General features: G+C 70.1%; 23 protein-coding genes and 1 pseudogene. 15 read left to right on the top strand and 9 right to left on the bottom strand.

Annotation, left to right across the window (positions count from 1 at the left end; translation table 11 throughout):
- Positions 1-95: 95 nt before the first annotated feature.
- Positions 96-455, bottom strand: a complete 360-nt coding sequence (locus tag R9X44_RS29795) for an MmcQ/YjbR family DNA-binding protein (RefSeq protein ID WP_319817655.1) — start codon at positions 453-455, stop codon at positions 96-98.
- Positions 456-701: 246 nt separating this feature from the next.
- Between R9X44_RS29795 and R9X44_RS29790 the strand changes: the two genes are divergently transcribed.
- The gene (locus tag R9X44_RS29790) at positions 702-1,382 is read left to right on the top strand and encodes a hypothetical protein (RefSeq protein ID WP_319817654.1); all 681 of its coding nucleotides are present in this window, start codon (positions 702-704) and stop codon (positions 1,380-1,382) included.
- Positions 1,383-1,474: 92 nt separating this feature from the next.
- Here R9X44_RS29790 and R9X44_RS29785 read toward each other — a convergent pair whose 3' ends face one another.
- Positions 1,475-2,065 carry an HD domain-containing protein gene (locus tag R9X44_RS29785; RefSeq protein ID WP_319817653.1) on the bottom strand — a complete coding sequence of 197 codons (591 nt, stop codon included), beginning with the start codon at positions 2,063-2,065 and terminating at the stop codon, positions 1,475-1,477.
- Between the two features lie 182 nt (positions 2,066-2,247).
- Between R9X44_RS29785 and R9X44_RS29780 the strand changes: the two genes are divergently transcribed.
- Genes R9X44_RS29780 through R9X44_RS29765 form a run of 4 tightly spaced genes read left to right on the top strand, consistent with a single transcriptional unit; the run spans position 2,248 to position 5,984 of the window.
- Positions 2,248-2,529: a metal-sensitive transcriptional regulator gene (locus R9X44_RS29780; RefSeq protein WP_319817652.1), complete on the top strand. Its 282-nt coding sequence runs from the start codon at positions 2,248-2,250 to the stop codon at positions 2,527-2,529.
- A gap of 41 nt (positions 2,530-2,570) precedes the next feature.
- A complete protein-coding gene (locus R9X44_RS29775; RefSeq protein WP_319817651.1) occupies positions 2,571-2,786 on the top strand; it encodes a heavy-metal-associated domain-containing protein in 216 nt (71 codons plus the stop codon).
- Positions 2,783-3,718: a hypothetical protein gene (locus tag R9X44_RS29770; RefSeq protein ID WP_319817650.1), complete on the top strand. Its 936-nt coding sequence runs from the start codon at positions 2,783-2,785 to the stop codon at positions 3,716-3,718. The genes R9X44_RS29775 and R9X44_RS29770 overlap by 4 nt, the downstream gene beginning before the upstream one ends.
- A 28-nt stretch (positions 3,719-3,746) precedes the next feature.
- The gene (locus R9X44_RS29765) at positions 3,747-5,984 is read left to right on the top strand and encodes a heavy metal translocating P-type ATPase (protein WP_319817649.1); all 2,238 of its coding nucleotides are present in this window, start codon (positions 3,747-3,749) and stop codon (positions 5,982-5,984) included.
- Positions 5,985-6,141: 157 nt separating this feature from the next.
- Here R9X44_RS29765 and R9X44_RS29760 read toward each other — a convergent pair whose 3' ends face one another.
- Positions 6,142-6,693 (bottom strand): hypothetical protein, encoded by a 552-nt coding sequence (locus tag R9X44_RS29760; protein ID WP_319817648.1) that lies wholly within the window; start codon positions 6,691-6,693, stop codon positions 6,142-6,144.
- A 29-nt stretch (positions 6,694-6,722) separates the two neighbouring features.
- Between R9X44_RS29760 and R9X44_RS29755 the strand changes: the two genes are divergently transcribed.
- The 4 genes from R9X44_RS29755 to R9X44_RS29740 all read left to right on the top strand — a co-directional run bounded on the left by R9X44_RS29755 (position 6,723) and on the right by R9X44_RS29740 (position 9,884).
- Entirely contained in the window at positions 6,723-7,244 is a 522-nt protein-coding gene (locus tag R9X44_RS29755) for a hypothetical protein (RefSeq protein ID WP_319817647.1), read from the top strand.
- Positions 7,245-7,317: 73 nt separating this feature from the next.
- The gene (locus R9X44_RS29750; RefSeq protein ID WP_319817646.1) at positions 7,318-7,998 is read left to right on the top strand and encodes a DUF2975 domain-containing protein; all 681 of its coding nucleotides are present in this window, start codon (positions 7,318-7,320) and stop codon (positions 7,996-7,998) included.
- The gene (locus R9X44_RS29745) at positions 7,998-8,240 is read left to right on the top strand and encodes a helix-turn-helix transcriptional regulator (protein ID WP_319817645.1); all 243 of its coding nucleotides are present in this window, start codon (positions 7,998-8,000) and stop codon (positions 8,238-8,240) included. The genes R9X44_RS29750 and R9X44_RS29745 overlap by 1 nt, the downstream gene beginning before the upstream one ends.
- A gap of 351 nt (positions 8,241-8,591) precedes the next feature.
- Positions 8,592-9,884, top strand: coding sequence for a metallophosphoesterase (locus R9X44_RS29740; protein ID WP_319817644.1), 1,293 nt, complete (start codon positions 8,592-8,594; stop codon positions 9,882-9,884).
- Positions 9,885-9,903: 19 nt separating this feature from the next.
- Here R9X44_RS29740 and R9X44_RS29735 read toward each other — a convergent pair whose 3' ends face one another.
- Both R9X44_RS29735 and R9X44_RS29730 read right to left on the bottom strand, forming a co-directional pair.
- Positions 9,904-10,422, bottom strand: coding sequence for a DUF6790 family protein (locus R9X44_RS29735; RefSeq protein WP_319817643.1), 519 nt, complete (start codon positions 10,420-10,422; stop codon positions 9,904-9,906).
- 173 nt (positions 10,423-10,595) lie between these two features.
- Positions 10,596-11,123, bottom strand: a pseudogene (locus R9X44_RS29730) (DUF817 family protein); the annotation flags it as partial.
- 132 nt (positions 11,124-11,255) lie between these two features.
- Between R9X44_RS29730 and R9X44_RS29725 the strand changes: the two are divergent.
- Complete coding sequence (locus tag R9X44_RS29725) at positions 11,256-12,848, top strand: GMC family oxidoreductase (protein WP_319817642.1); 1,593 nt, start codon at positions 11,256-11,258, stop codon at positions 12,846-12,848.
- Here R9X44_RS29725 and R9X44_RS29720 read toward each other — a convergent pair whose 3' ends face one another.
- Entirely contained in the window at positions 12,849-13,580 is a 732-nt protein-coding gene (locus R9X44_RS29720; protein WP_319817641.1) for a DUF3152 domain-containing protein, read from the bottom strand.
- 185 nt (positions 13,581-13,765) lie between these two features.
- On the opposite strand from R9X44_RS29720, the gene R9X44_RS29715 reads away from it, so the two are divergent.
- Positions 13,766-14,071, top strand: coding sequence for a GNAT family N-acetyltransferase (locus R9X44_RS29715; RefSeq protein WP_319817640.1), 306 nt, complete (start codon positions 13,766-13,768; stop codon positions 14,069-14,071).
- On the opposite strand, the gene R9X44_RS29710 is transcribed toward R9X44_RS29715, so the two are convergent.
- The gene (locus tag R9X44_RS29710) at positions 14,068-15,513 is read right to left on the bottom strand and encodes an MFS transporter (RefSeq protein ID WP_319817639.1); all 1,446 of its coding nucleotides are present in this window, start codon (positions 15,511-15,513) and stop codon (positions 14,068-14,070) included. The genes R9X44_RS29715 and R9X44_RS29710 overlap by 4 nt on opposite strands.
- 322 nt (positions 15,514-15,835) lie before the next feature.
- Here R9X44_RS29710 and R9X44_RS29705 point away from each other — a divergent pair, with 322 nt between their 5' ends.
- Together R9X44_RS29705 and R9X44_RS29700 are read left to right on the top strand one after the other, a co-directional pair.
- The gene (locus tag R9X44_RS29705; protein ID WP_319817638.1) at positions 15,836-16,417 is read left to right on the top strand and encodes a TMEM165/GDT1 family protein; all 582 of its coding nucleotides are present in this window, start codon (positions 15,836-15,838) and stop codon (positions 16,415-16,417) included.
- A gap of 71 nt (positions 16,418-16,488) precedes the next feature.
- Positions 16,489-18,882: an FdhF/YdeP family oxidoreductase gene (locus tag R9X44_RS29700; protein WP_319817637.1), complete on the top strand. Its 2,394-nt coding sequence runs from the start codon at positions 16,489-16,491 to the stop codon at positions 18,880-18,882.
- Position 18,883: 1 nt separating this feature from the next.
- Here the strand turns inward: R9X44_RS29700 and R9X44_RS29695 are convergent, their stop codons facing one another.
- Positions 18,884-19,462, bottom strand: a complete 579-nt coding sequence (locus tag R9X44_RS29695) for a helix-turn-helix domain-containing protein (protein ID WP_319817636.1) — start codon at positions 19,460-19,462, stop codon at positions 18,884-18,886.
- Positions 19,463-19,574: 112 nt separating this feature from the next.
- Between R9X44_RS29695 and R9X44_RS29690 the strand changes: the two genes are divergently transcribed.
- Both R9X44_RS29690 and R9X44_RS29685 read left to right on the top strand, forming a co-directional pair.
- Complete coding sequence (locus R9X44_RS29690) at positions 19,575-20,678, top strand: NAD(P)/FAD-dependent oxidoreductase (protein WP_319817635.1); 1,104 nt, start codon at positions 19,575-19,577, stop codon at positions 20,676-20,678.
- Positions 20,679-20,791: 113 nt separating this feature from the next.
- Positions 20,792-21,931, top strand: coding sequence for a serine hydrolase domain-containing protein (locus tag R9X44_RS29685; RefSeq protein ID WP_319817634.1), 1,140 nt, complete (start codon positions 20,792-20,794; stop codon positions 21,929-21,931).
- On the opposite strand, the gene R9X44_RS29680 is transcribed toward R9X44_RS29685, so the two are convergent.
- A complete protein-coding gene (locus R9X44_RS29680) occupies positions 21,924-22,520 on the bottom strand; it encodes a QsdR family transcriptional regulator (RefSeq protein ID WP_319817633.1) in 597 nt (198 codons plus the stop codon). The genes R9X44_RS29685 and R9X44_RS29680 overlap by 8 nt on opposite strands.
- Positions 22,521-22,522: the final 2 nt, after the last annotated feature.

The raw sequence follows: 22,522 nt of genomic DNA, 5'->3' as shown, positions 1-22,522 counted from the left end.
GCATCCGCCTCCCACCGCACGCGCCCACCGCCGACGGCGGGGCAATCCCAGGAGCCGCCCCCCCGCCCCGCTCTGCCCGACAAGAGCCGGGGACGTCAGGTCTCGGGTTCCCCGATGCGGGAGGAGAGGCGTTTGGGGGCGATGAGGCGGTAGCTGTCCTCGATGAGGTCGGCGATCTCGGCCCAGTCGAGGGGCGCGTCGAGGCGTGCGCCGATCCAGCCTTTTGAGCCGACGTAGGGCGGTACGAAGAACTGGTCGGGTGCGTCGGCGACCAGCGCCTCCTGCACGCCGGGGCCGCCCTTGAACGTCATGCTGAGCCCGTCCTCGCTGGTCATGACGAACAGCTTGTCGCGCACCCGGAACGACGGCGCGGTGTGCCCGCCGAACGCCTTCTCCTCAACCTCCGGCAGCCTTTGACAAATCTCCCTGACCCGCCCGATCACACTCTCGTCCATCCCGCCACCCTAGGCCGCCCCACCGACAGAACCCCGCAGCGAACCCGCCGCAGAACCCGTCCGACCTCACCCTCAGGCGAGCGGCAACGCCGGATCTCGCGGATCGCTGTCGAGTATCTTCCCGGCCTCGTCCGTGCGGAGTGGCGGTCTTTGGGGGCGGAGGGTTGGTGATCTTTGGTACGGTTTCGGCTCTCTTGGAGAGGGGTGTTGGTGATGGTGTTGGTGCGTGGGAGGGAGCGGTGGGGGGTGGCCGCGGAGGTGGTGCGGGTTGTGTTGTTCCTTGTGGTGCTGGGCGGGGGAATGATGGCGTCGCAGTATCGGATGGCGGGGGACGGGTCGCTGGCGGAGTTGCATAAGGATCTGGGTGAGGGGCGGGTGGGGGCCGTCGAGTATCTGTATGAGGTGCGGGGCGGGCGGTATTGGCTTGATGTGCGGTGGTCGACGGGGCCGTTCTCGTGGTCGGAGTTCAATGAGGGGGGTGGGCTTGAGGTTCCGCGGATGATCGAGGAGGCGTTCCCCGAGGAGTACGGCACGCCGTTGCAGGGGCACACGTTCGAACGGGATCTGCGGGCGGCGATCGGCGACCGGGATGTGGACGTCCGGGTGCTGACCGACACGCGGCCCCGTGACCGGTTCCTGGGCTGGGTGGTTCCGTTCGGTTGGTTCTCGGTGGTGTACGGGGCCGCGTACCTCGCGATGTTCGGCGTCATGTTGCGCCGGGGAGGGCACCGTTTCGCCAACCGTTGGGCGTGGACGTGGTTGTTCCTGACCAGTCCTGTCGGGGTGCTCGCCTACCTGGGGCTGGAGCGGCGGCCGTTCGCTCCGGACCTTCCGGCCCGGGCGAAGCCACCCGTCGGGGGAACCGTCGGTTTTCTGCTCGCCGTCCTGGCGCCCGTGGCCTTCTCGCTGCTCGCCCTCGCCTTCTGAATACCGAACTTACTTTGTAAAGGCGGCGGGCGAGCGTGCCGCCCGCCGTCCGGCCAGAAGAACAAAAGGACTGAAGGCTCAATAACCGGGATTCAGACGATCTTCTGGTCGTGCCGGGCGGCAAGGGGGGCGAGGGCCGGGTCGCCGAGGGTTTCGCGGAGGTGGTGGAACCTGGCGACCTTGTCGTCGCCGAAGCGGGCGACGCGGGCGGCGTAGGTCTCGGGGGAGACGAACGTCGGCGGGGTGGACTTGGAGTGGAACTTGTCCGCGTACATGACGAGGAGTTCCTCGGGCGTGGCGGGCACGTAGTCCGCGACGGGGATGGGCAGGGCCTGCCGGGTCACGTCGGCCCTGGTGACGCCCATGCCGGTGTGGCAGGAACAGAACCTGCACAGCTCCTCAGGGAAGCCCTCCTCGCGCAGGATCTCGTGCCCGAGGACGCCGTGCCGGATGTACTGGCCGTAGTCGACGGCCCCGTCGCGGTACAGGCGGTAGACGCCAAGGTCGTGCAGCAGGCATCCGGCGCGGACGAGCGCCATGTCCACCGGCTCGGGGGAGTGCGGGACGAGTTGCTCGGCGATCTCGCAGACGATCACACAGTGCCGGTAGACCGACTCGAACGCCTCGGGGGTCGGCGCGTACTTCTCGTGGAGCGCGCGGATGTCCTCGTCGGAGGGGATCATGGCCTGCCTTGGCGTTGAGCGGACGGTGATCTCCAGCCTAGGACCCGGGCGATCCCCGGTACCCCCGAGGGGTTGCCCGGCGTCGTGCGAGCCGGACCACGAGGGGGAGTCGACTCGCGCGGAATACCCTACGGGGGTATGGTGTTGACCAAGGCGTCGGACCACGGGAGGAGGGAAGGGCCGTGCACGGATACAGCGACACCGCCGAGGAGCACCTGAGGCGGCTGCGGCGGATCGAGGGGCAGATCAGGGGCCTCCAGCGGATGGTCGAGGAGGACAAGTACTGCATCGACATCCTCACGCAGGTGTCCGCGGCCACCAGCGCGCTACGGTCCTTCTCGCTCCAGCTCCTGGAACAGCACCTTGCCCACTGCGTCGCCGAGGCCACCGCCAAGGGCGGCCCCGAGGCGCAGGCGAAGGTCAAGGAGGCGTCCGACGCCATCGCGCGGCTCGTCCGCTCGTGATCGTGCTGCGACCCCCACCGGTTTGAGAGGAAGATCCAGACATGGCAACGACCGAGACCTTCACCGTCAAGGGCATGACCTGCGGGCACTGCGTGAGTTCGGTGCGCGAGGAGGTCGCCGAGGTGCCCGGGGTGACCGGGGTCGAGGTGGATCTCGCGCGCGGGCTGCTGACCGTCACCGGTGACGGCCCGGTGGACGCCGCCGCGGTCGGCGCGGCGGTCGCCGAGGCGGGTTACGCGGTGGTGGAGCCGTCATGAGGACTCCGGCGAAGGTCGGCGTTTACGCGGCGGGGCTCGTCGCGGTGTTCGTCGCGGCTTACGGGCTCGGCGGCCTGGTCGGCGACGGCGGTCCGGCGAAGGAGCCCGCGACGCACCATGGCGCGTCCGGGCCGTCCGGGGCCGCCGCCGATACCCCCGGGGGGCTTCAGGTCTCCTCGGGCGGCTACACCCTCGATCTTGAGACGGCCAGGGCGGCGGCCGCCGGCGAGACCCCGGTGCGCTTCACGATCCGTGACGCGTCCGGCAAGCCCGTGACGGCCTATGAGACAGTCCACGACAAGGAGCTCCACCTGATCGTCGCCGACCGTGACCTTCGGGTGTTCCGGCACGTGCACCCGACGCGTGACGGCGCGGGCGTCTGGAGCACGACGGTGGATCTGCCTTCGGCGGGCAGCCACCGGGTGTTCGCCGACTTCACCCCCGAGGGCGGCCAGGGTCTGACGCTGGGCGCTGATCTCGCCGTCCCGGGGGAGTACCGTCCGGCGGCGCTGCCGGAGCCGTCGGCGAAGGCCGAGGCGGACGGCTATACCGTGGAGATGCGGGGGAATGTCGCGGCCGGGTCGTCGAGCACCGTGACGTTCGCGGTGCGCAAGGACGGCAGGCCCGTCGCGGGTCTTGAGCCGTACCTCGGCGCTTACGGCCATCTTGTGGCGCTGCGGGCGGGTGATCTGGCCTACCTGCACGTGCACCCGGCCGAGGAGGCGGGCGCGGGCGTCTCGGACTCGCCGGAGGTCGCGTTCGCGGTCTCCGCGCCGAGCGCGGGCGCCTACCGGCTGTTCCTCGACGTCAAGATCGACGGTGTGGTCCGTACTGCGGCGTTCACCTTGGTGACCGGCCAGGCTACGGTCTCGCCGTCGCCGGTACCTTCGGTGTCCGACGGGCACGGCGGCCATGGCGACCACACCCACTGACCGCGCGGACGTGCGGAAAGGAGAGCTGATGTCCCCCCTGACCGACGCGCCTCCCGGAGGCTCGGTCGAGCTGCTGATCGGCGGCATGACGTGCGCGTCGTGCGCGAACCGGATCGAGCGCAAGCTCAACAAGCTCGACGGCGTCACCGCGACGGTGAACTACGCGACGGAGAAGGCGAAGGTGGCCTTCCCTGCGGAGCTCGACCCGCGGACGTTGATCGAGACTGTGGAGAAGGCCGGGTACACCGCGGCGCTTCCTGAGCCGCCGCGTGAGGAGGCCGAGGCCGTCGAGCCCGTGGACGAGACGCGTCCGCTGCGGCAGCGGCTGATCACGGCGGTGGTGCTGAGCGTCCCGGTGATCGTGCTGGCGATGGTCCCCGCGTTGCAGTTCACCTACTGGCAGTGGCTTTCGCTGACGCTGGCCGCGCCCGTCGTCGTCTATGCGGGCTGGCCCTTCCACCGGGCGGCGTGGACGAACCTGCGGCACGGCGCGGCGACCATGGACACCCTGGTGTCCCTGGGGACGCTCGCGGCGTTCGGGTGGTCGCTGTGGGCGCTGTTCCTCGGAACGGCCGGTGAGCCGGGCATGACGCACCCGTTCGAGTTCACGATCAGCCGTGGCGACGGCGCGGGCATGATCTACCTCGAGGCCGCGGCCGGCGTCACGGCGTTCCTGCTGGCGGGCCGGTACTTCGAGGCGCGGTCCAAGCGGCGGGCGGGCGCGGCGCTGCGGGCGCTGCTCGAGCTCGGCGCGCGTGACGTGGCGGTGCTGCGCGACGGCCGTGAGGTGCGGGTGCCGACGGGTCAGCTGAAGGTCGGCGACGTCTTCGTGGTCCGTCCGGGCGAGAAGATCGCGACGGACGGGGTCGTCGAGGACGGCTCGTCGGCGGTTGACGCGTCGATGCTGACGGGTGAGTCGGTGCCGGTGGAGGTCGGTCCCGGTGACGCGGTGACCGGCGCGACGGTGAACGCGGGCGGCCGGCTCGTCGTGCGGGCGATCAGGGTCGGCGCGGACACCCAGCTGGCGCAGATGGCGCGGCTGGTGGAGGAGGCGCAGACCGGCAAGGCCGAGGTGCAGCGGCTGGCCGACCGGATCTCCGGGGTCTTCGTGCCGATCGTGATCGCGTTGGCGCTGGGCACGCTGGGGTTCTGGCTGGGTTCGGGCGCGGGCGCGACAGCGGCGTTCACCGCTGCGGTGGCGGTGCTGATCATCGCCTGCCCGTGCGCGCTGGGCCTCGCGACGCCGACGGCGCTGCTGGTCGGCACGGGACGCGGCGCGCAGCTGGGGATTCTGATCAAGGGCCCCGAGGTGCTGGAGTCGACGCGCGCGGTGGACACGATCGTGCTGGACAAGACGGGCACCGTCACCGAGGGCAGGATGACGCTGGTCGAGGTGCATCCGGCCGACGGCGAGTCCGAGGACGAGGTGCTGCGGCTGGCCGGCGCGTTGGAGCACGCGTCGGAGCACCCGATCGCGCGGGCCGTCGCGCGGGGCGCGCAGGAGCGGGTGGGTGAGCTGCCCGTGCCCGAGGACTTCGCGAACGTCGAGGGCCTGGGCGTCCAGGGGATCGTGGACGGCAGGGCGGTGCTCGTGGGGCGGCCCCGGCTGCTCCAGGAGTGGTCGCAGCGGCTTCCGGCGAACCTGCAGGACGCGCTTGAGCGGGCCCAGGCGGGCGGCCGTACGGCGGTCGCGGTCGGCTGGGACGGGGCGGCGCGCGCCGTGCTCGTCGTGGCCGACACCGTCAAGCCGACGTCGGCGCGGGCCGTCGCGGAGCTGCGTGCGCTGGGGCTGACGCCGGTGCTGCTGACGGGTGACAACGAGGCGGTGGCCAAGGCCGTCGCGGCGGAGGTGGGGATCGAGCGGGTGATCGCCGACGTGCTGCCGCAGGACAAGGTCGCCGAGATCGTCAGGCTGCAGGAGCAGGGCCGGGTCGTGGCGATGGTCGGCGACGGCGTCAACGACGCGGCCGCGCTCGCCAAGGCCGATCTGGGGCTGGCGATGGGCACCGGGACGGACGCGGCGATCGAGGCGTCCGACCTGACCCTCGTGCGCGGAGACCTGCGCGCGGCCGCCGACGCGCTGCGGCTGTCGCGCCGGACGCTCCGCACGATCAAGGGCAACCTGTTCTGGGCGTTCGCCTACAACGTGGCGGCGCTGCCGCTGGCGGCGGCGGGGCTGCTGAACCCGATGATCGCGGGCGCGGCGATGGCGTTCTCCAGCGTCTTCGTCGTGACCAACAGCCTGCGGCTGCGCTCGTTCAAGTAGCCAGGGGAAATTCGCGATGAACTTGTGGTTGCCGTTCTTCGCACTTCCCGTGAAATCACTCAGCTATTTCGCGTGATGGGTGATCCGGGATCGGCGCCGAGCTGATCTGCCGATCGTCATGCCCTATGCTCTTCCGGAGCCGGAGAGCATAGGGCATTCATCCGGGGGCAGCCATCGGTACGCGGAGTTTGTCGTGAGTCGTCCTTCCAGCCGTGACGCGTACTTCGACAACGCGAAATTCATCATCGGCGGCCTTGTCTTCGTGGGCCATGTCATGACCCATATTCCGCTCAGCCATCACTTCGAGGTCCTCGAGGCGATGGGGGCGACGTTCCGGATGCCGGTGTTCGCGTTCCTCGTCGGGTATTTCAGCCAGGGTTTCCTGCGCTCGACGGGACGCGCGCGCCGGCTCGTCGCGAAGATAGCGCTCGCGTATCTGATCTTCGATCTGCTCTACCAGGTTTTTGAGTTCTCCCTCGGGCGGCTTCCGCTCGAATACACGCCGCTGACCCCGTACGCGCATCTGTGGTTCCTTTTCGCGATGTTCCTGTGGCGGGGGAGCGCGCCGATCTGGTGGCAGGTGCGTCATCCGTTCGCGGTGGCGGTCTTCGTCTCGCTTGTGGCGGGCCTTTCCGAGATGGGCGTCTTCAGCAGGGTCCTGTCGATGCTGCCGTTCTTCGTGCTGGGGCTTTTGGTGAAGCGCGAGCATTTCGCGATGCTGCGTCAGCGGACTGTGCGGTGGGCGGCGTGGGGGTCCTCGCCGTCGAGTTCGTCGTCCTGTGGTTCCTGGTGGGGGAGTTCAAGGTGCCGGGGTTCCTCAGGGACGTGTGGAAGCGCTCCTATGAGGGGTCGGGCTTCTCCGAGCCGCTCGGCATGGGGGTGCGGCTCGCGGTGATCTTCGGGACGATCGTGGTGGGCGCGGCCGTTCTGTCGCTGATCTCCGAGCGCTCGGGCGTCATCTCCCGGCTCGGGACCCGCTCCCTGTACATGTACGTGCTGCACTACGGAATCGTCATGTTCGCCCTTGCCGTCGGCTGGTTCGACCTGGTCCCCGAGGGCGACCTGTGGACGATCCTGGTGATCCTCCTGTGCTTCGCCCTCGGCGCGATTCTGTGCAGCCGCCCCACCCAGCTCATCTTCCACCGGCTCCTTGAACCCCCCACCGACTGGCTGTTCAAGTCCCGTCCCAACCGCCCACCCGTAAAGAAGACCACCCCTCCGACGAGTGACGACCCCCGGGTGGCCGCGTCACGCACATGATCTTGACATATCGAAAGTCGTTGGTATCGAATATCGCTACCCCCATCGTCTTTCGATATGGCAGGACCCCCCCTTGTCCCAGTCCCGCGACCCCCTGCAGCCCTTCTCCCTCGTGATCCGCCTCATCTTCGGCGGCCTCGTCGCCGTCTGGCTCGTCGGCCTCGTCGCCGCGGTGTTCTCCGAGAACTTCAGTTTCGGCGGGGTCGACAAGGCCGTCCTGTGCGTCGAGCCCGAGGTGCGGGTCGCCGGAGGGGAGTACGAGGAGGCCCTCGCGTCGTACTGGGCGACGCTGCGGGAGATGACGGTCAAGCCGGGCTCGGAGCTGCTGGTGACGGGCCTGCGCATGTGCGACTTCACGCCCTCGGTGGAGCAGCGCGCGCTGAGCGGCCTCGCGTCCTTGCCGTCCGCGCTGGTGTATCTCGTGATCTTCTTCCTGTTCTACCGGCTTGTGCGCGCCGCCGCGACGCGGGGCCCGTTCGCCCCGGACGTCGCGGCACGGCTGCGCACGATCGGCTGGACCCTGATCGTCGGCGGCTACCTCGGCAGTGCCGTCGGCGACGCGGCGACCCTCGCCCTCCAGAACACCTTCACGATGCCCGGCACCGACTTCCACCACGGCCCCGTCTTCATCCTCCTGGGAGGCGTCCTCTCGTTCTCCCCGACCGAGGCGCTGACCGGCCTCGGCCTCCTGACGATCGCCCGCCTCATGCGCGTCGGCGCGCGCATGCACGAGGACCTGAGGGGAACCGTCTGATGCCCGACGAGCCCGAACACCGCGTCCGCGTCCACCTTGACCGCCTCCTGGCCGAGCGCGGCATGACCCTCGCCGAACTCGCCCACCGCGTCGGCATCACCCCCGTCAACCTCTCCATCCTCAAGAACGACCGCGCCCGCGCCATCCGCTTCACCACCCTCACCCGCATCTGCGACGCCCTCAACTGCCAACCCGCCGACCTCCTCACCCTCGACCCCCCACCCCCAACCTCAAACAACTGATCTAGCGGCACAAGGACGGGCACGTGCGCGGTCGCCCGTGGGCTCGGCAGTCCTGCGGCGAGTTCGGCGACCTCCTTCCCCCGCTCGGCTGCTGGTGCCTGGGGATGGCTGGCGTCGGTGGTTACCTTACTGTGTAAAGGCGGGGGCTGGGACGGGACCCAAGAAAGCGGTGAAGCTGTAAGGACTAAAGGCTCATCATCGGGTAAAACGGAAGGGGGAGTGACGGGTGGGTTGCGGTGAGTGGGGGTCGCGGGGGGTTTGGGGTGCGGGATACTGGGTGGGGCTTGGGGGAATCGGGCGGTGTTCGGTCTTCTGTGAGCCGTTGGCTTGATCGTCGGGAGGGACGCCGCCGTGGGAATCGTCATCGCCGTTGTCGTCGGGATCGTGGTGCTCGGGGTGTTCGCCGGGCTGCACAGGTATGTGTGGGTGCGCGTCGTGCGGGAGACGACGTCGCCGGGGACGGTGTGGCGGCGTCTTGGCACCGTGCTGTTCGCGGCCGGGCCTGTGCTGATGCTGACGGCGTTCATCGGGGCGCGGACTGGGTTGCCGTTCTGGCTTGTGCAGATCATCGCGTGGCCCGGGTACCTGTGGGTGGCGCTGGCGCTGTACCTGCTGCTCGGCGTGCTCGTCGGGGAGGCGGTGCGGCCCGTGCTGCGGTGGTGGCTGGGGCGTCGGGACCGCGCGCGGGACGGTGACGCCGTCGTCGAGGCTCCGGTGGAGCTGCCCGTGACGGTGCCGGATGACGCGCCCGATGACGCGCCGGGTGCGGAGGTCGGCGTGGGTGCGGCTGAGGCGGCCGTGGAGGCGTCGGGCGGGCAGGAGTCGCGGCGGGTGTTCGTCGCGCGGCTCGTGGGCGGTGCGGCGGCGGTGGCGGCGGCCGGGACCGTCGGGTACGGGACGTACGGGGTGTTGCGCGGGCCGTCGGTGCGGCGGGTGACCGTGCCGTTGGCGAAGTTGCCGAGGTCGGCGCACGGGTTCCGGATCGCGGTGGTGAGCGACGTGCACCTGGGGCCGATCCTGGGGCGCGGGTTCGCCGAGCGGGTGGTGGCGACGGTGAACGCGACGCAGCCCGATCTGATCGCGGTGGTGGGCGATCTTGTGGACGGGACGGTCGAGGAGTTGGGGTCGGCGGTGGAGCCGATCGGGGGGTTGCGGGCGCGTCATGGGGCGTTCTTCGTGACGGGTAATCATGAGTACTTCTCGGACGCCGACGCGTGGGTGGAGCATGTGCAAGGGCTCGGTTTGCGGTTGCTGGCGAACGAGCGGGTGGAGCTGCCGGGCTTCGACCTGGCGGGGGTGAACGACGTGGTCGGCGAGGGGTACGGGGCGGGTCCGGATCTGGCGGCGGCGCTGGCGGGGCGTGCGGCGTCGCGGGCGTCGGTGTTGATGGCGCATCAGCCGGTGTTCGTGCATGAGGCGGTGGAGCACGGGGTGGATCTGCAGTTGTCGGGGCACACGCACGGTGGTCAGTTGTGGCCGATGAACCTTGTGGCGGGGTTGGCGAATCCGACGGTGGCGGGGTTGGAGCGGTTCGGGGACACGCAGTTGTATGTGACGCGTGGTGCGGGTGCGTGGGGTCCGCCGACGCGGGTGGGTGCTCCTTCGGATGTGACGGTTGTGGAGTTGGCGTCGCGGCAGGCTTAGGTCGCGGCAGGCGTACGGGTCAGGCGCGTGCGTGGGGGTGGCGTGGTTGGAGCGCGTCTCCCCCGCGTGCGCGTGAGGTGAGGTAGAGGGCCCAGGCGACGAGGGGTTCGATGATGTCGAGGTAGAGCGGGGGGCCGATGTTGCCGGGTTTGGTGTTGTCCTGGGCGAGCCAGTAGTAGAGGTGGCCGCCGGCGTCGCCGAGGTACTGGATGGACATGACGATGATGACGGCGAGCCAGAAGTTGCCGCGGAACCAGATGCAGAGGATGCCTGCGACGCCGATGGCGAGGTCGCCCATGGCGTTTTCGAACTGGAAGCCGCCGTCGCCGCGGGTGTAGCCGATCATTTCCGCGGTGGCGGGTCCGTCGAAGAGGTGGGCGCAGGCGCCGATGACGCCGCCGACGCCGATGGCCACGGCGAGCCACCAGGTGAGGAAGGTGTCGGCGGCTTCGCCGGCGTAGGTGGTGTGGCGGCGTTTGCGGGCCCAGTGGAGTGCCGCGCCGATGAGGGCGATGGCGACGATGAAGACGAGTTGCATGGCGTTCCCCCCGGCGGACGTGCTGTAGTGTTGATGTTACTTTCGGTGTTGTCGGGTGTGCGGGGTGGGGTGTTGGGGGTGGGTTCGGTGAGGTTGCCGTGGTGGGCCTGCCATGCGGCGACGAGGACGAAGGAGAGGGCTAGGGGCATGTGGTAGCGGGCGGTGCCGACGGTGAAGTGGACTGTGGTCTTCCAGGTGGCGGCGATGAGGAGGAGGGCGAGGAGGATGCGGGCGTCGGGGAGGAAGTGGTGGGTGAGGAAGTTGGTGTAGATGGCGGCGGCGACGAGGGCTGTGGCGGTGGTGCGGTAGTGGGTGAGGCGGAGGTGGAGGATGCGCCAGGCGCGGCAGACGTAGCTGCCGACGGCGGCGTAGAGGAAGCCGCTGTAGAGGGGGACGCCGTTGATTTTGGTGAGGGCGTCTTCTGGGTAGCTCCATGAGCCGAGTTTGACTTTGACGATTTCGAAGAGGAGTCCGATGAGGTGGAATCCGGCGATGACGCGGATTTCGGCTGCGGTTTCCCAGCCGAGTGTGTAGAAGAGTGCGGTGATGGCGAGGGCGTAGAGGAGGAGGGCGTCGTAGCGTGGGAGTGGTGTTGTGGTGAGGGTGAGGGCGGCGAGGCCGAGGAAGAGTGCGATGGCGAAGGCGCAGGCTTGGGTTTCTGCCCAGGCGAAGCGGAGGAGTTGGGTGGTGAGGTGTTTCATGGTCTGTCCGACCGTGGTGGTCGGGTGATGGTTCGGGGGGATTGGGTGGGGGGAGGTTGTGGGGTTTTGGGGGTGGCGGGTGGTGTTCTGCGCTAGCGTGACTGTGTCGTCACTGAGCGGAAGGGTGTCCTGATGTTCGATTTTGTGGTGGTGGGTGCTGGTTCGGCGGGGTGTGTTCTGGCGGCGCGGCTGTCGGAGGACCCGAGGGTGAGCGTGTTGCTGGTGGAGGCGGGCGGGTCGGATCGCAGTCCGATGTTCCACATTCCGAAGGGGTTCGGAGTGGCGATGACCGATCCGAAGGCCGCGTGGTTGTATCCGACGACGCCGTTCGGTCCGCGTGGGGTGAGTGAGGTGTGGCCGCGGGGTCGGGTGCTGGGGGGTTCGAGCGCGATCAACGGGATGGTGTACAACCGGGGGCAGCGGGCGGATTGGGATGCGTTGGCGGGGTTCGGGGATGGGGAGTTCGGGTGGGAGGCGATTTTGGGGGCGTTCCGGGCGATGGAGGATCACGCGTTGGGGGCGTCGGAGGTGCGGGGTGCGGGTGGTCCGCTGAAGGTGGGTGGTCCTGCGGGGCCTGAGCCGTTGTGTGAGGAGATGATCGCGGCGGGGGCGGCGGTGGGGTTGCGGGTGACCGAGGACCCTAATGACGCCGATGATGAGCGGATCGGGTACACGGTGGCGACGATTCACCGGGGGCGGCGGGTGAGTGCGGCGCGGGCGTTTTTGCGGCCGGCGTTGGGGCGGCCGAACTTGAAGGTGGTGACGGGTCAGACGGCGACGCGGTTGGTGTTCGAGGGTGAGCGTGCGGTGGGGGTGGAGGTGCGGGATCGGCGGGGTGTGGTGCGTGAGGTGCGGGCGCGGCGTGAGGTGGTGTTGTCGTTGGGGAGTTTGAACACGCCGCGGCTGTTGCAGCAGTCGGGGGTGGGTCCTGCCGCGGTGTTGAAGGAGGCGGGGGTCGAGGTGCGGGTGGAGCGTGAGCTGGTGGGTGCGGGGTTGCGGGAGCATCGGTGTCTTGTGGCGAAGTACCGGCTGCGTGATGACGTGGGCTACAACCGGCATCTGTCGTCGGTGTGGCGTCAGGCGGTGACGGGGGTGCGGTATCTGGCGACGCGGCGTGGGCCGTTGGCGACGCCGGCGTATGACGTCGTGGCGTTCGTGAAGTCGCGGGAGTCGTTGGAGCGGCCGGATGGGCAGTTGTTGTTGGGTCCGATGTCGCCGCGGACGTTCGAGCAGGGTGAGAAGGTGTCGGTGGAGCGTGAGCCGGGGTTGAGTTGTGTGGGTGTGGTGTTGCGGCCTGAGGCGACGGGTCGGGTGGCGATCACGGGGTCGGATCCGGATGGGCCGTTGCTGGTGGATCCGAACTATTTCGGTGACGCGCGGGATCGGGAGACGGGTGCGGGGGTGTTCCGGCGGATGCGTGCGTTGTTCGAGGCGGAGCCGATCGCGTCGCGGATCGCTTTTGAGACGTCGCCGGGGGCTGAGGTGCGGTCGACGGAGGAGATCGTTGAGGCGTCGTTGGACCGTGGGTACTGCGGGTATCACGCGGTGGGGACGTGTGCGATGGGTCGGGGTGAGGAGGCGGTGGTGGACGGCAGGTTGCGGCTTCGGGGGGTGCCGGGGGTGCGGGTGGTGGACTGTTCGGTGTTGCCGACGATGGTGGCGGGCAATCTGAACGGTCCGGTGATGGCGTTGGCGTGGCTTGCCGCGGAGATGGTCCGGGGGTAGTCACCGGTCGGCGCGGCGGGGGTGCGGCCAGGGGTTGGGGCGGCAGCCGAACAGGGATTTGGTCTGTTGGACCATGACGGGTGCGGGGCGGTCTGGGCCGGGGCATGTGGTGTGTCCGTGGCCCAGGCCGTGTCCGACTTCGTGGTTGATGAGGTATTCGCGGTAGGTGGCGATGTCGCGGCCGTAGGAGGGTGCGCCGGTGTTCCAGCGGTCGGCGTTGATGACGGCGCGGCCGGCTTGGAAGCAGGACAGGGTGAGGCCGACGTCGAGGGGGAGGCAGCGTTGGCGGGTTTCTTTGGGGCTGGTGAGGGAGACGCGCAGGTCGGCGGGGCCGTGGGCGACGCGGATGAAGCGGTGGGGCCAGCCGCGTGGGTCGTTGAGGATGGTGTGGACGGCGGTGGCGAATTCGGCGGGGGTGTAGGGCAGGCCGTGTTCGACTTCGACGAGGTAGCGGATGGTGGTGCCGGTGCGTCGTGGGGAGGGGTCGGTGCCGGGGGCGGTGCGGTAGGCGCCGTCGGCGTGGCGGGGGATGGTGCGTGGGAGGGGTTGGCGGCGTCCGGCTGCGATGGTGGGGGTGGGTGTGGGGCGGGGGTGTGTGGTGGATTGTGCGGTGGGGGTGGGTGTGGGGGTGGTCGGGGTGGGGGTTGTGGCGTCGGGGAGTGCGATGAGGGTGGCGGTGGCGGTGGCGGCGAGGGCCAGGGCGATTCCGGCCGGGAGCCGCAGGGAGCGCAAGTGGGTCTTTCTTTCTGTTCGATCACGGAGCGTCAGTGATCTTACCGGTGGGGGTGGGGTGCGCGGGCCGGAAGGACGCCGGTGGGTGTGGTGGGGCCGCGTCGGGTGTGCGTGGTGGCGCGGGAGCGGGCAGGATGGCGGTGATCAGTCCGGTTCGCCCGTTTTTCCAGGGAATGGAGTTGCCCGTGCCCGAGGTCGTCATCACCGATGTGCCCGAACGTGAGCGGTTCGAGGCTCATCTCGACGGGGTGCTCGCGGGGTTCGCCGAGTACATGCGCGGCCCGTCGCTCGTCGTCTATCCGCACACGGTCGTGCACAGGGAGTACGAGGGGAAGGGTGTGGGGTCGGCGTTGGCGCGTGCGGTGCTGGATGACGCGCGGGCGAGGGGGTTGAAGGTGTTGCCGACGTGTCCGTTCATCGCGGCGTGGATGTTGCGGACGCCGGGTTATGCGGAGTTGGCGTATCAGGCGCGGAGCACGGTGTCTGATTAGCGCTGTTTTTCGGCGGTGACGACGGCGGGGGCGGCGGGTTCGGTCGTGGGGTGGGGTCGTCGGGGGATGGCCAGGACGGTGAGGGCGGCGGCCGCGGCCATGGCGGCCGCCATCACCAGGACGGTGCGCAGGCCCTGTGCGGAGGGGACGGTGAGGTCGCCGACCTGGACGGTCATGTGGGCGAGGACGACGCCGACGACGGCTGAGCAGGTGGAGGTGCCCAGGGAGCGGGCGAGGGAGTTGAGGCCGTTGGCGGCGGCGGTCTCGGAGAGGGGGACGGCGGCCATGATGAGGGCGGGCATGGCGGCGAAGGCGAAGCCGACGCCGACGCTGATGACGAGGGAGAAGATGACGACGCCCCAGGGCCAGGCCATGAGGGGCAGGGCCAGGAGGTAGCCGCCGCAGATGACCAGCGCGCCGACCAGGAGGGAGGTGCGTGCGCCGTAGGTGCGTGACAGGCGTGCGGCGAAGGGTGAGACGGCCATCATGCCGAGGCCGCCGGGGGCCATCCACAGGCCCGCTTCGGTCATGGACAGGCCGAGGCCGTAGCCGGTGGCGGGGGGTAGTTGGAGGAGTTGGGGGGTGACGAGGGACATGGCGTACATGGTGAAGCCGATGAGGATGGAGGCGAGGTTGGTGACGAGGACCTGGCGGCGTGCGGTGGCGCGGAGGTCGACGACGGGGGAGGGGACGCGTAGTTCCCACCATCCCCAGATGGTGAGGGCGGTGAGGGAGAAGGCGAACAGGGTGAGGGTGAGGGGGTCGGTCCAGCCCCAGTCGCCGCCTTTGGAGATGGCGAGGAGGAGGGGGAGGAGTCCGGCGGCGAGGCCGAGCGCGCCGATGACGTCGAATCTGCCGCCGGCGCGTAGGGGGGATTCGGGGACGCAGAGGGCGATGAGGGCGGTGATGAGGGCGCCTGCGCCGGCGGAGATCCAGAAGAGGGCCTGCCAGCCGGTGTGTTCGGCGATGACCGAGGCGATGGGGAGGCCGAGTGCGCCGCCGACGCCCAGGGAGCTGCTCATGAGGGCCATGGAGGTGCCGAGGCGCTCGGGTGGCAGGACGTCGCGCATGACGGAGATGCCGAGGCCGATGACGGGGAGGCCGAGTCCTTGGAGGGTGCGGCCGATGACGACGGGCCACAGGGATGCGCCGATGGCGCAGACGAGGGAGCCCGCGGTGAGCAGGAAGGTGCAGGCGAGGAGGATGCGGCGTTTGCCGTAGAGGTCGCCGAGGCGGCCTGCGACGGGGGTGGCGACGGCTCCGGCGAGGAGGGTGGCGGTGATGGCCCATGAGGCGTTGGCGGCGCTGGTGTGCAGGATGCGGGGGAGGTCGGGGAGGATCGGCACGATCAGCGTCTGCATGAGCGAGACGGTGATGCCCGCGCCGGCCAGGACGGCGACGATGGCGCGGGGTCGCGTCGCGGCGGGGGTGGGCTCGCTCAAGGTGGCTCCACGGGTGGGGGGTTCGCGCGGACCGCGCCATCCTATGCATGATGCATATCTCGTCGGTAAGCGGGTCCGTGCTGGGCTGATGGTGCTTTACACTGGTGGTCGCGAAGGGGAGTAGTCCCGCGATACCGGTGTGTCGACATACTGGCCGCTTTTGTGGCCCGGCCATCGGGCCATCCTCGGATGGTGGACGAGACCTTCGGCAAGGTACAACGGCGCCCGCCGCCCGGTGGGTGCTGCTCGTTGTGCCGGGCCGAGGTGTGCCGTCCTCCCGGGGAGCATTCCGTCAGGTCCGGTACCTGCGGAAAGACGGCGCATGTCCTTCGATCTCGTGGCGGTTCTCACCGCTTTCGGGCTGATCTTCCTGGCTGAGCTCCCCGACAAGACGATGTTCGCGTCCTTGGCGATGGGTACGCGGATGCGGCCCCTGTATGTGTGGTTCGGGACGTCGAGCGCGTTCATCGTGCATGTGGCGATCGCGGTGGGGGCGGGCAGTCTGCTGGGGTTGCTGCCGGACCTGCTGGTGAAGCTGGTGTCGGCGTCGTTGTTCGCGTTCGGCGCGTTCCTGTTGTTGCGCGGGGGCGCGGATGATGAGGCCGACGCGGCGGGCGGCGGGATCGTCAAGGGTTTCTGGCCGGTGTACACGACGGCGTTCATGGCGGTGTTCATCAGTGAGTGGGGTGATCTGACGCAGATCACGACGGCGAATCTCGCGGCGACGAACGGGGTGGCGGCCACGGCGGTCGGGTCGGCGGCGGCGTTGATGACGGTGTCGGCGCTTGCGTTGCTGGCGGGCAGGTTCATCGCCAAGCGTGTGCCGTTGCAGGTGGTGCAGCGGATCGGCGGCGTGTGCATGGCGGGATTGGCGCTGTGGACGCTGGCCGAGGCTTTCCTGTAGGCGCCGGATTTGCGGGAATCTTGGCGGTGCGGGGGGCGTAGCGCGCCCGCGCGGCGGCGAGGGAATCCCGTATGAGCGAGCGGGACGCGCCGGAGGCGCGCGACGAGTTCGGGATCGGCACGCCCGGGGAGCGCAACCCCGGGCGCGGGCCGGGACGGGGCGGGGGGTTCACGTTCCGTCCCGACACCCATCCGACGGCGGGGTGGGGTGCGGCGCGTGCCGTCGGCGAGGTCCTGGCGCGCACCCGCGAGCCCCTGGCGGGGACGGGTGCGATCTTGAAGATGAACCATGAGGACGGCGGGTTCGACTGTCCCGGGTGCGCCTGGCCCGACGACCAGCACGGGCTGCGGCTGGACATCTGTGAGAACGGGGTGAAGCACGCCACGTGGGAGATGACGCACCACCGGGCGGGGCCGGATTTCTTCGCCGCGCACACCGTCGCGGAGCTGCGGACGTGGAGCGACCACGCGCTTGAGGCGGCGGGGCGGCTCACCGAGCCGCTGGCCTACGACCCGGCGAGTGACCGGTATCTGCCGGTGGGGTGGGACGCGGCGTTCGCGATGGTCGGGGAGGCGTTGCGGGGGCTGGATTCGCCGCGGCAGGCGGCGTTCTACACCTCGGGGCGGCTGTCGAACGAGGCGTCGTTCCTGTATCAGCTGTGGGTGCGGGAGTTCGGGACGAACAATCTGCCGGATTGTTCGAACATGTGCCATGAGGCGAGCGGGAAGGCGTTGACGGCGTCGATCGGCACGAACAAGGGCACGGTCGACCTGGATGACTTCGACAAGGCCGACGCGATCTTCCTGATCGGCTCGAACGCGGCGTCGAACGCGCCGCGGATGCTGACGGCGTTGGCCAAGGCGTACCGGCGTGGCGCGCAGATCGTGCACGTGAACCCGATGGTGGAGGCGGCGTCGCGGCGGACGATCGTGCCGCACGAGTTCGTGGCGATGGGCACGTTGCACGCGACGCCGACGGGGACGATGTCGATCCAGCCGAGGATCGCGGGGGATCAGGCGCTGTTGCGGGGGATGGCCAAGGCGCTGCTGGAGATGGCCGAGAGTGATCCTGCGGCGTTGGACACCGAGTTCCTTGCCAGGCACACCGACGGGCTGGCGGCTTACCGGTCTTTGGTGGCGGCGACGCCGTGGTCGTTGCTGGTGGAGGAGTCGGGGGTGCCGGAGGCGGTGATCCGGGCGGCGGCGCGGGTGTACCGGAGGTCGCGGCGGACGATCATCGCGTGGTGTCTTGGTGTGACGCAGCAGGAGCACGGGGTCGACACGATCCGGGAGATCGCGAACGTGCTGCTGTTGCGCGGCAACATCGGGACGGAGGGGGCGGGGGCGTGTCCGATTCGGGGGCACAGCAATGTCCAGGGGAACCGGACGTGCGGGATCGACCATCATCCCGGTGACGATCTTCTGGATCGGCTCGGTGAGGTGTGCGGGATCACGCCGCCGCGCGGGCCGGGTCTTGACGTCGTCGGGACGCTCAGAGCTATGCGTGCGGGTGATCTGCGGGTGTTCGTGGCGCTCGGCGGGAACTTCGCGCTCGCGGTTCCCGACACGGTCCGGACGGCGGAGTCGCTGCGGGGGCTTGAGCTGACGGTGCAGGTGAGCACGAAGCTGAACCGCAGCCATCTCGAGCACGGGCGGGCCGCGTTGATCCTGCCGTGTCTGGGCCGTACCGAGCGTGATGTGCGGCCGTCGGGGCCGCAGGGGGTGACGGTCGAGGACTCGATGAGCATGGTCCACTTCTCGGTCGGCAGGCGCGAGCCCGCCTCCGACCGGTTGTTGTCGGAGCCGGCGATCATCGCGGGGATGGCGCGGGCGACGCTGCCGGGCAGCGCGACGCCGTGGGAGACCTACGCCGACGACTACGACCGCATCCGCGACACGATGTCGCATGTGCTGTACGGGTTCGAGGACTTCAACCGGCGGGTGCGCCGCCCGCACGGTTTCCGGCTCGCGCAGCCCGCGCGTGAGCGGGTGTGGCGTACGCCGAGCGGGCGTGCGGAGTTCCACGCCGCTCCCCTCACGCCGGCGGTTCCGCCGCCCGGTCATCTGGTGCTGGCGACGGTCCGCTCGCACGACCAGTGGAACACCACGATCTACACCGACAACGACAGGTATCGGGGGTTGGCGAACCTGCGGACCGTGCTTTTCTTGAACCGTGCCGACATGGCCGAGCGGGACCTCGCGCCGCATGCGCTGGTCGACATCACCTCGATCGCGCGTGACGGGACCCGTCGTACCGTCCACGGTTATACGGCGCTGCCTTATGACCTGCCGCGCGGCAGTGCCGTCGGGTACATGCCGGAGTTGAACGTGCTGTGCGCGGCGGACGATTACAGCTCGCAGAGTGATCAGCCGTTGATGAAGCATGTGCTGATCACGCTCGAGCCGTCGCGCGCGGGCGTGGGCGCGGAGGCGTTGGCGGCCGAGCGGGTGGGCGGCCTGGAGTAGGTCAGCTGGGTGGCCGCCAGCCTCGGGTGAGGATGTCGAAGATCGCGGCGACGGCGGCGGGCCGGTCGGTCTCGCCGCGTGCGAGGGCGGGGATGTCGAGGACGAACCGGGCGAGGGCCCGTGCGGTGAGGTCGTCGGGTGGTGCGCCGTGTGCGGCGGCGATGGCCGCGCCGAGGGCGTCGGCGTGGCGGGTCCACATGCGTTCGGCGTAGGCGCGCAGGGCGGGGGTGGTGTCGACCAGGCGGTTGAAGTCGGCGCGCAGGGGGTGGTCCTCCAGCGGCGGCCAGGTCCGCAGGACGTAGTCGCGTAGCGCGTCGAGGACGCTCTGGCCGGTCTGGCGGTCGCGGACGACGGCGACGAGTTCGGCTTCCCTGTCGCGTTCCTCGTCGAAGACGAGTGCTTCTTTGCCGGGGAAGTGCTTGAACAGGGTGGGGGGTGAGACGTCGGCGGCGTCGGCGACGTCGCGGACGCTCACCTGGTCGTAGCCGCGCTCGAGGAACAGGCGCAGGGCCGCGTCGGCGATCGCCTGTCGGGTGGCCGCCTTCTTGCGTGCGCGGCGGCCGACGGTCTGCTCGGTCATGCCCCCACGCTACCAAACCTTAATCCGCTCTAAAAGTTGACTCGTTTAACTAATTAACTTACTCTCCGGTCGTCGGGGTGGAGCCGTCCGCCCCCGAACTGAAGGAACGACCATGAGAGCTCCCGCGAGGATCAGCATCATCGGCGCCGGGCCCGCGGGCCTGACCTGCGCCCGCGTCCTGCACCGCCACGGCATCCACGCCACCGTCTACGACCGCGACGCGAGGCCCGACGCCCGCGACCAGGGCGGCAGCCTCGACCTCAACGCCGACCACGGCCAGGCCGCCCTGCGCGAGGCCGGTCTGCTCGAGGACTTCGCGCGGGCGTCACGGCCCGAAGGACAGGAGATGCGCCAATACGACACATCCGGCCAGTTGCTGTTCCACCACGTCCCCGAAGAAGGCGAGCGCTTCAAACCGGAGATCGACCGCGGCGACCTGCGCGCCCTGCTGCTGCGCTCACTGCCGCAAGGGACCGTCGTGTGGGGCAAGGCGCTCACCGAGGTCGCCGGACCCGCCGACGGGCCCAGGACGCTGCGGTTCGCCGACGGCACGAGCGTCGAGACCGACCTGGTCATCGGCGCGGACGGCGCGTTCTCCCGCGTCCGCCCCGCAGTCTCGGCCGCCGTCCCCCACTACAGCGGCATCAGCTTCCTGGAGGCGTGGTTCAGCGACGTCACCGCGCGGCACCCCGACCTGGCCGATCTCGTCGGCGAGGGCAGCGCCGCCGCGGCCGACGGGCAGCGCGGCATGTTCGCCCAGCGCAACGGCGGCGACCGGGTGCGCGTCTACCTCATCCAACGCACCCCCGCCGACTGGACCGCCGGACAGGACACCGACGCCCTGCGCGCCCGTCTCCTCGACGCCTACGCCGCCTGGTCCCCGCGCTTTCGCCGGATCATCACCGACAACGACGGCCCGTACGTCAACCGGCCGATTCACGCGCTGCCCGTCCCGCACCTGTGGCAGCACCGGCCGACCGTCACGCTGCTCGGCGACGCCGCCCACCTGATGCCGCCGCTGGGCGTCGGCGTCAACCTCGCGATGCGCGACGCCGCCGACCTCGCCCTGGCCCTGGCCGCCGAGCCGACGGTCGCGGCCGCCGTGCGCGCCTATGAGGCGACGATGCTGCCGCGCGCCGCCGAGATCGCCAAGTCCCTGGAGGGCGGCGCGGAGTTCCTCATCTCCGACGACCTGCCGGACTTCGCCACCGCCTGAGGCGCGCGGGTGGGAGTGCGGCCGCACAAGTCCGCGCGGTGTTCATTGACCGCCTGCAACATTCCGCTATACGTTGCAGACCTCGCGGCCGAGGCCACCGGAAAGGACCCCCCATGCCCGAAGACGTGCAAGGAACACACGACCCCCGCTTCGCCGAGCTGCGCGAGGTGTTCGCCGAACACCTCGCCGGCGACGAGGTCGGGGCCGCGATCGCGGTCGACGTCGACGGCGAGACCGTCGTGGACCTGTGGGGCGGGCACGCCGACGCCGCCCGCACCCGGCCGTGGCAGGCCGACACCCTCGTCAACGTGTGGTCGTCCACCAAGTCCGTCACCTCGCTGGCCGCGCTCGTCCTTGTCGAGCGCGGCCTGCTCGACGTGTTCGCGCCGGTCGCCGACTACTGGCCGGAGTTCGCCGCGGGCGGCAAGGAGCACATCGAGGTCAGGCACCTCATGGCGCACACCTCGGGCGTCGCGGGCTGGGAGCGGCCGTTCGCGCTGGAGGACATGTTCGACTGGGCGCACGCCACAGGCAGGCTCGCCGCCCAGAAGCCGTGGTGGGAGCCCGGCACCGCGTCGGGCTACCACGCGGCAGCCCAGGGCCACCTCGTCGGCGAGGTCGTCCGCCGTGTCACCGGAGTGCCGCTCAAGCAGTTCGTCCGCGAGGAGATCGCCGGACCGCTCGGCGCGGACTTCCAGATCGGCGCGCTTCCGCAGGACGCGGGTCGCGTCGCCGAGATCATCCCGCCGCCGCCCCTGCCCGTCGACCTCGGGTCGCTCGACCCCGACCTGCCCGTGGTCAAGACGTTCACCGGCCCGGTCCTGGACGCCGCCCGCGCCAACGACGCCGACTGGCGGGCCGCCGACCTCGGCGCGCTCAACGGCCACGCCAGCGCCCGCGGCCTCGCCCGTATCCTGTCGCCGATCGCGCGCGGCGGCACCGCCAACGGCGTCGCGCTCCTCAGCCCGGCGACGATCGACCTGATCTTCCAGGAGCAGGCGCGCGGCGTCGACCTCGTCCTGGGCGTCCCGCTGCGCTGGGGCATCGGCTTCGGCCTGCCCGAGCCCGCCACCCTGCCCTACCTGCCGGACGAGCGCATCGCGTTCTGGGGCGGCTGGGGCGGGTCGATGATCATCACCGACCCGGCGCGCCGCCTCACGATCGCCTACGTGATGAACCGGATGGCGCCCGGCATCATCGGCTCCGACCGCTCCGCCGCCTACCTCACCGCCATCTACCAGGCCCTCACCTAGCCGGACGGCAGCCCAGCAGCGCCCCGATCGCGGCCTCGGCCTTGGCCGCGTCGGGCTCGTCACCGGTGATGGAGTCGGCGTAGATGAACGACTCGACGATCCGGACCAGCAGGTAGGCGAGGTCGTCCACGGCCATCGGCGGCTCAAGGTCGCCGCGGTCGGCCTCCTGCCGGATCAGCTCCGCGAACGCCCCCACCACATGCTGCTGGAGCGGGCTCGCCTTCGTCGTGATCAACCGCAACGCCCGCTCGGCCTCCCGCCGCAGGAACACCCGGTAGTACGGCGCGTCGATCAGCGCCTGGGCGTAGATCCCCGCGATCCGGGCGATCCGCGCGCCGCCCGTCCCGGACGCCTGCTCGGCCGCCGCCCTGATCGACGGATCGGCCAACGACGTAAGGATGCGCACCAGCAGCTGGTCCCGGTTGCCGACCCACCGGAACAGCGTCGAGCGGTCCACGCCCAGCTCGTCGGCCAGGCGGCGCATGTCGACCCGCTGCCCGGCCATGAAGGTCCGCCGCGCCAGCCGGAACGCCGCCTGCGCGTCAGGCCGCACGACGGGGGCGCGCCCGGGGCTGACAGATCCGCTCACAC

The organism is Actinocorallia sp. A-T 12471 (genome assembly GCF_033875155.1).
Classification (GTDB): Bacteria; Actinomycetota; Actinomycetes; order Streptosporangiales; family Streptosporangiaceae; genus Actinocorallia.
The sequence above is the reverse complement of the archived record's forward strand: the minus strand, read 5'-3'. Positions and strand labels throughout refer to the sequence as shown.

Coding starts and splice junctions, on each gene's coding strand:
- R9X44_RS29700 (WP_319817637.1), top strand. CDS start 16,489: ATGAGCGAGCGGGACGCGCCGGAGGCGCGCGACGAGTTCGGGATCGGC.
- R9X44_RS29705 (WP_319817638.1), top strand. CDS start 15,836: ATGTCCTTCGATCTCGTGGCGGTTCTCACCGCTTTCGGGCTGATCTTC.
- R9X44_RS29735 (WP_319817643.1), bottom strand. CDS start 10,422: ATGCAACTCGTCTTCATCGTCGCCATCGCCCTCATCGGCGCGGCACTC.
- R9X44_RS29795 (WP_319817655.1), bottom strand. CDS start 455: ATGGACGAGAGTGTGATCGGGCGGGTCAGGGAGATTTGTCAAAGGCTG.
- R9X44_RS29770 (WP_319817650.1), top strand. CDS start 2,783: ATGAGGACTCCGGCGAAGGTCGGCGTTTACGCGGCGGGGCTCGTCGCG.
- R9X44_RS29765 (WP_319817649.1), top strand. CDS start 3,747: ATGTCCCCCCTGACCGACGCGCCTCCCGGAGGCTCGGTCGAGCTGCTG.
- R9X44_RS29725 (WP_319817642.1), top strand. CDS start 11,256: ATGTTCGATTTTGTGGTGGTGGGTGCTGGTTCGGCGGGGTGTGTTCTG.
- R9X44_RS29745 (WP_319817645.1), top strand. CDS start 7,998: ATGCCCGACGAGCCCGAACACCGCGTCCGCGTCCACCTTGACCGCCTC.
- R9X44_RS29760 (WP_319817648.1), bottom strand. CDS start 6,693: ATGCTCGCGCTTCACCAAAAGCCCCAGCACGAAGAACGGCAGCATCGA.
- R9X44_RS29775 (WP_319817651.1), top strand. CDS start 2,571: ATGGCAACGACCGAGACCTTCACCGTCAAGGGCATGACCTGCGGGCAC.
- R9X44_RS29685 (WP_319817634.1), top strand. CDS start 20,792: ATGCCCGAAGACGTGCAAGGAACACACGACCCCCGCTTCGCCGAGCTG.
- R9X44_RS29690 (WP_319817635.1), top strand. CDS start 19,575: ATGAGAGCTCCCGCGAGGATCAGCATCATCGGCGCCGGGCCCGCGGGC.
- R9X44_RS29785 (WP_319817653.1), bottom strand. CDS start 2,065: ATGATCCCCTCCGACGAGGACATCCGCGCGCTCCACGAGAAGTACGCG.
- R9X44_RS29695 (WP_319817636.1), bottom strand. CDS start 19,462: ATGACCGAGCAGACCGTCGGCCGCCGCGCACGCAAGAAGGCGGCCACC.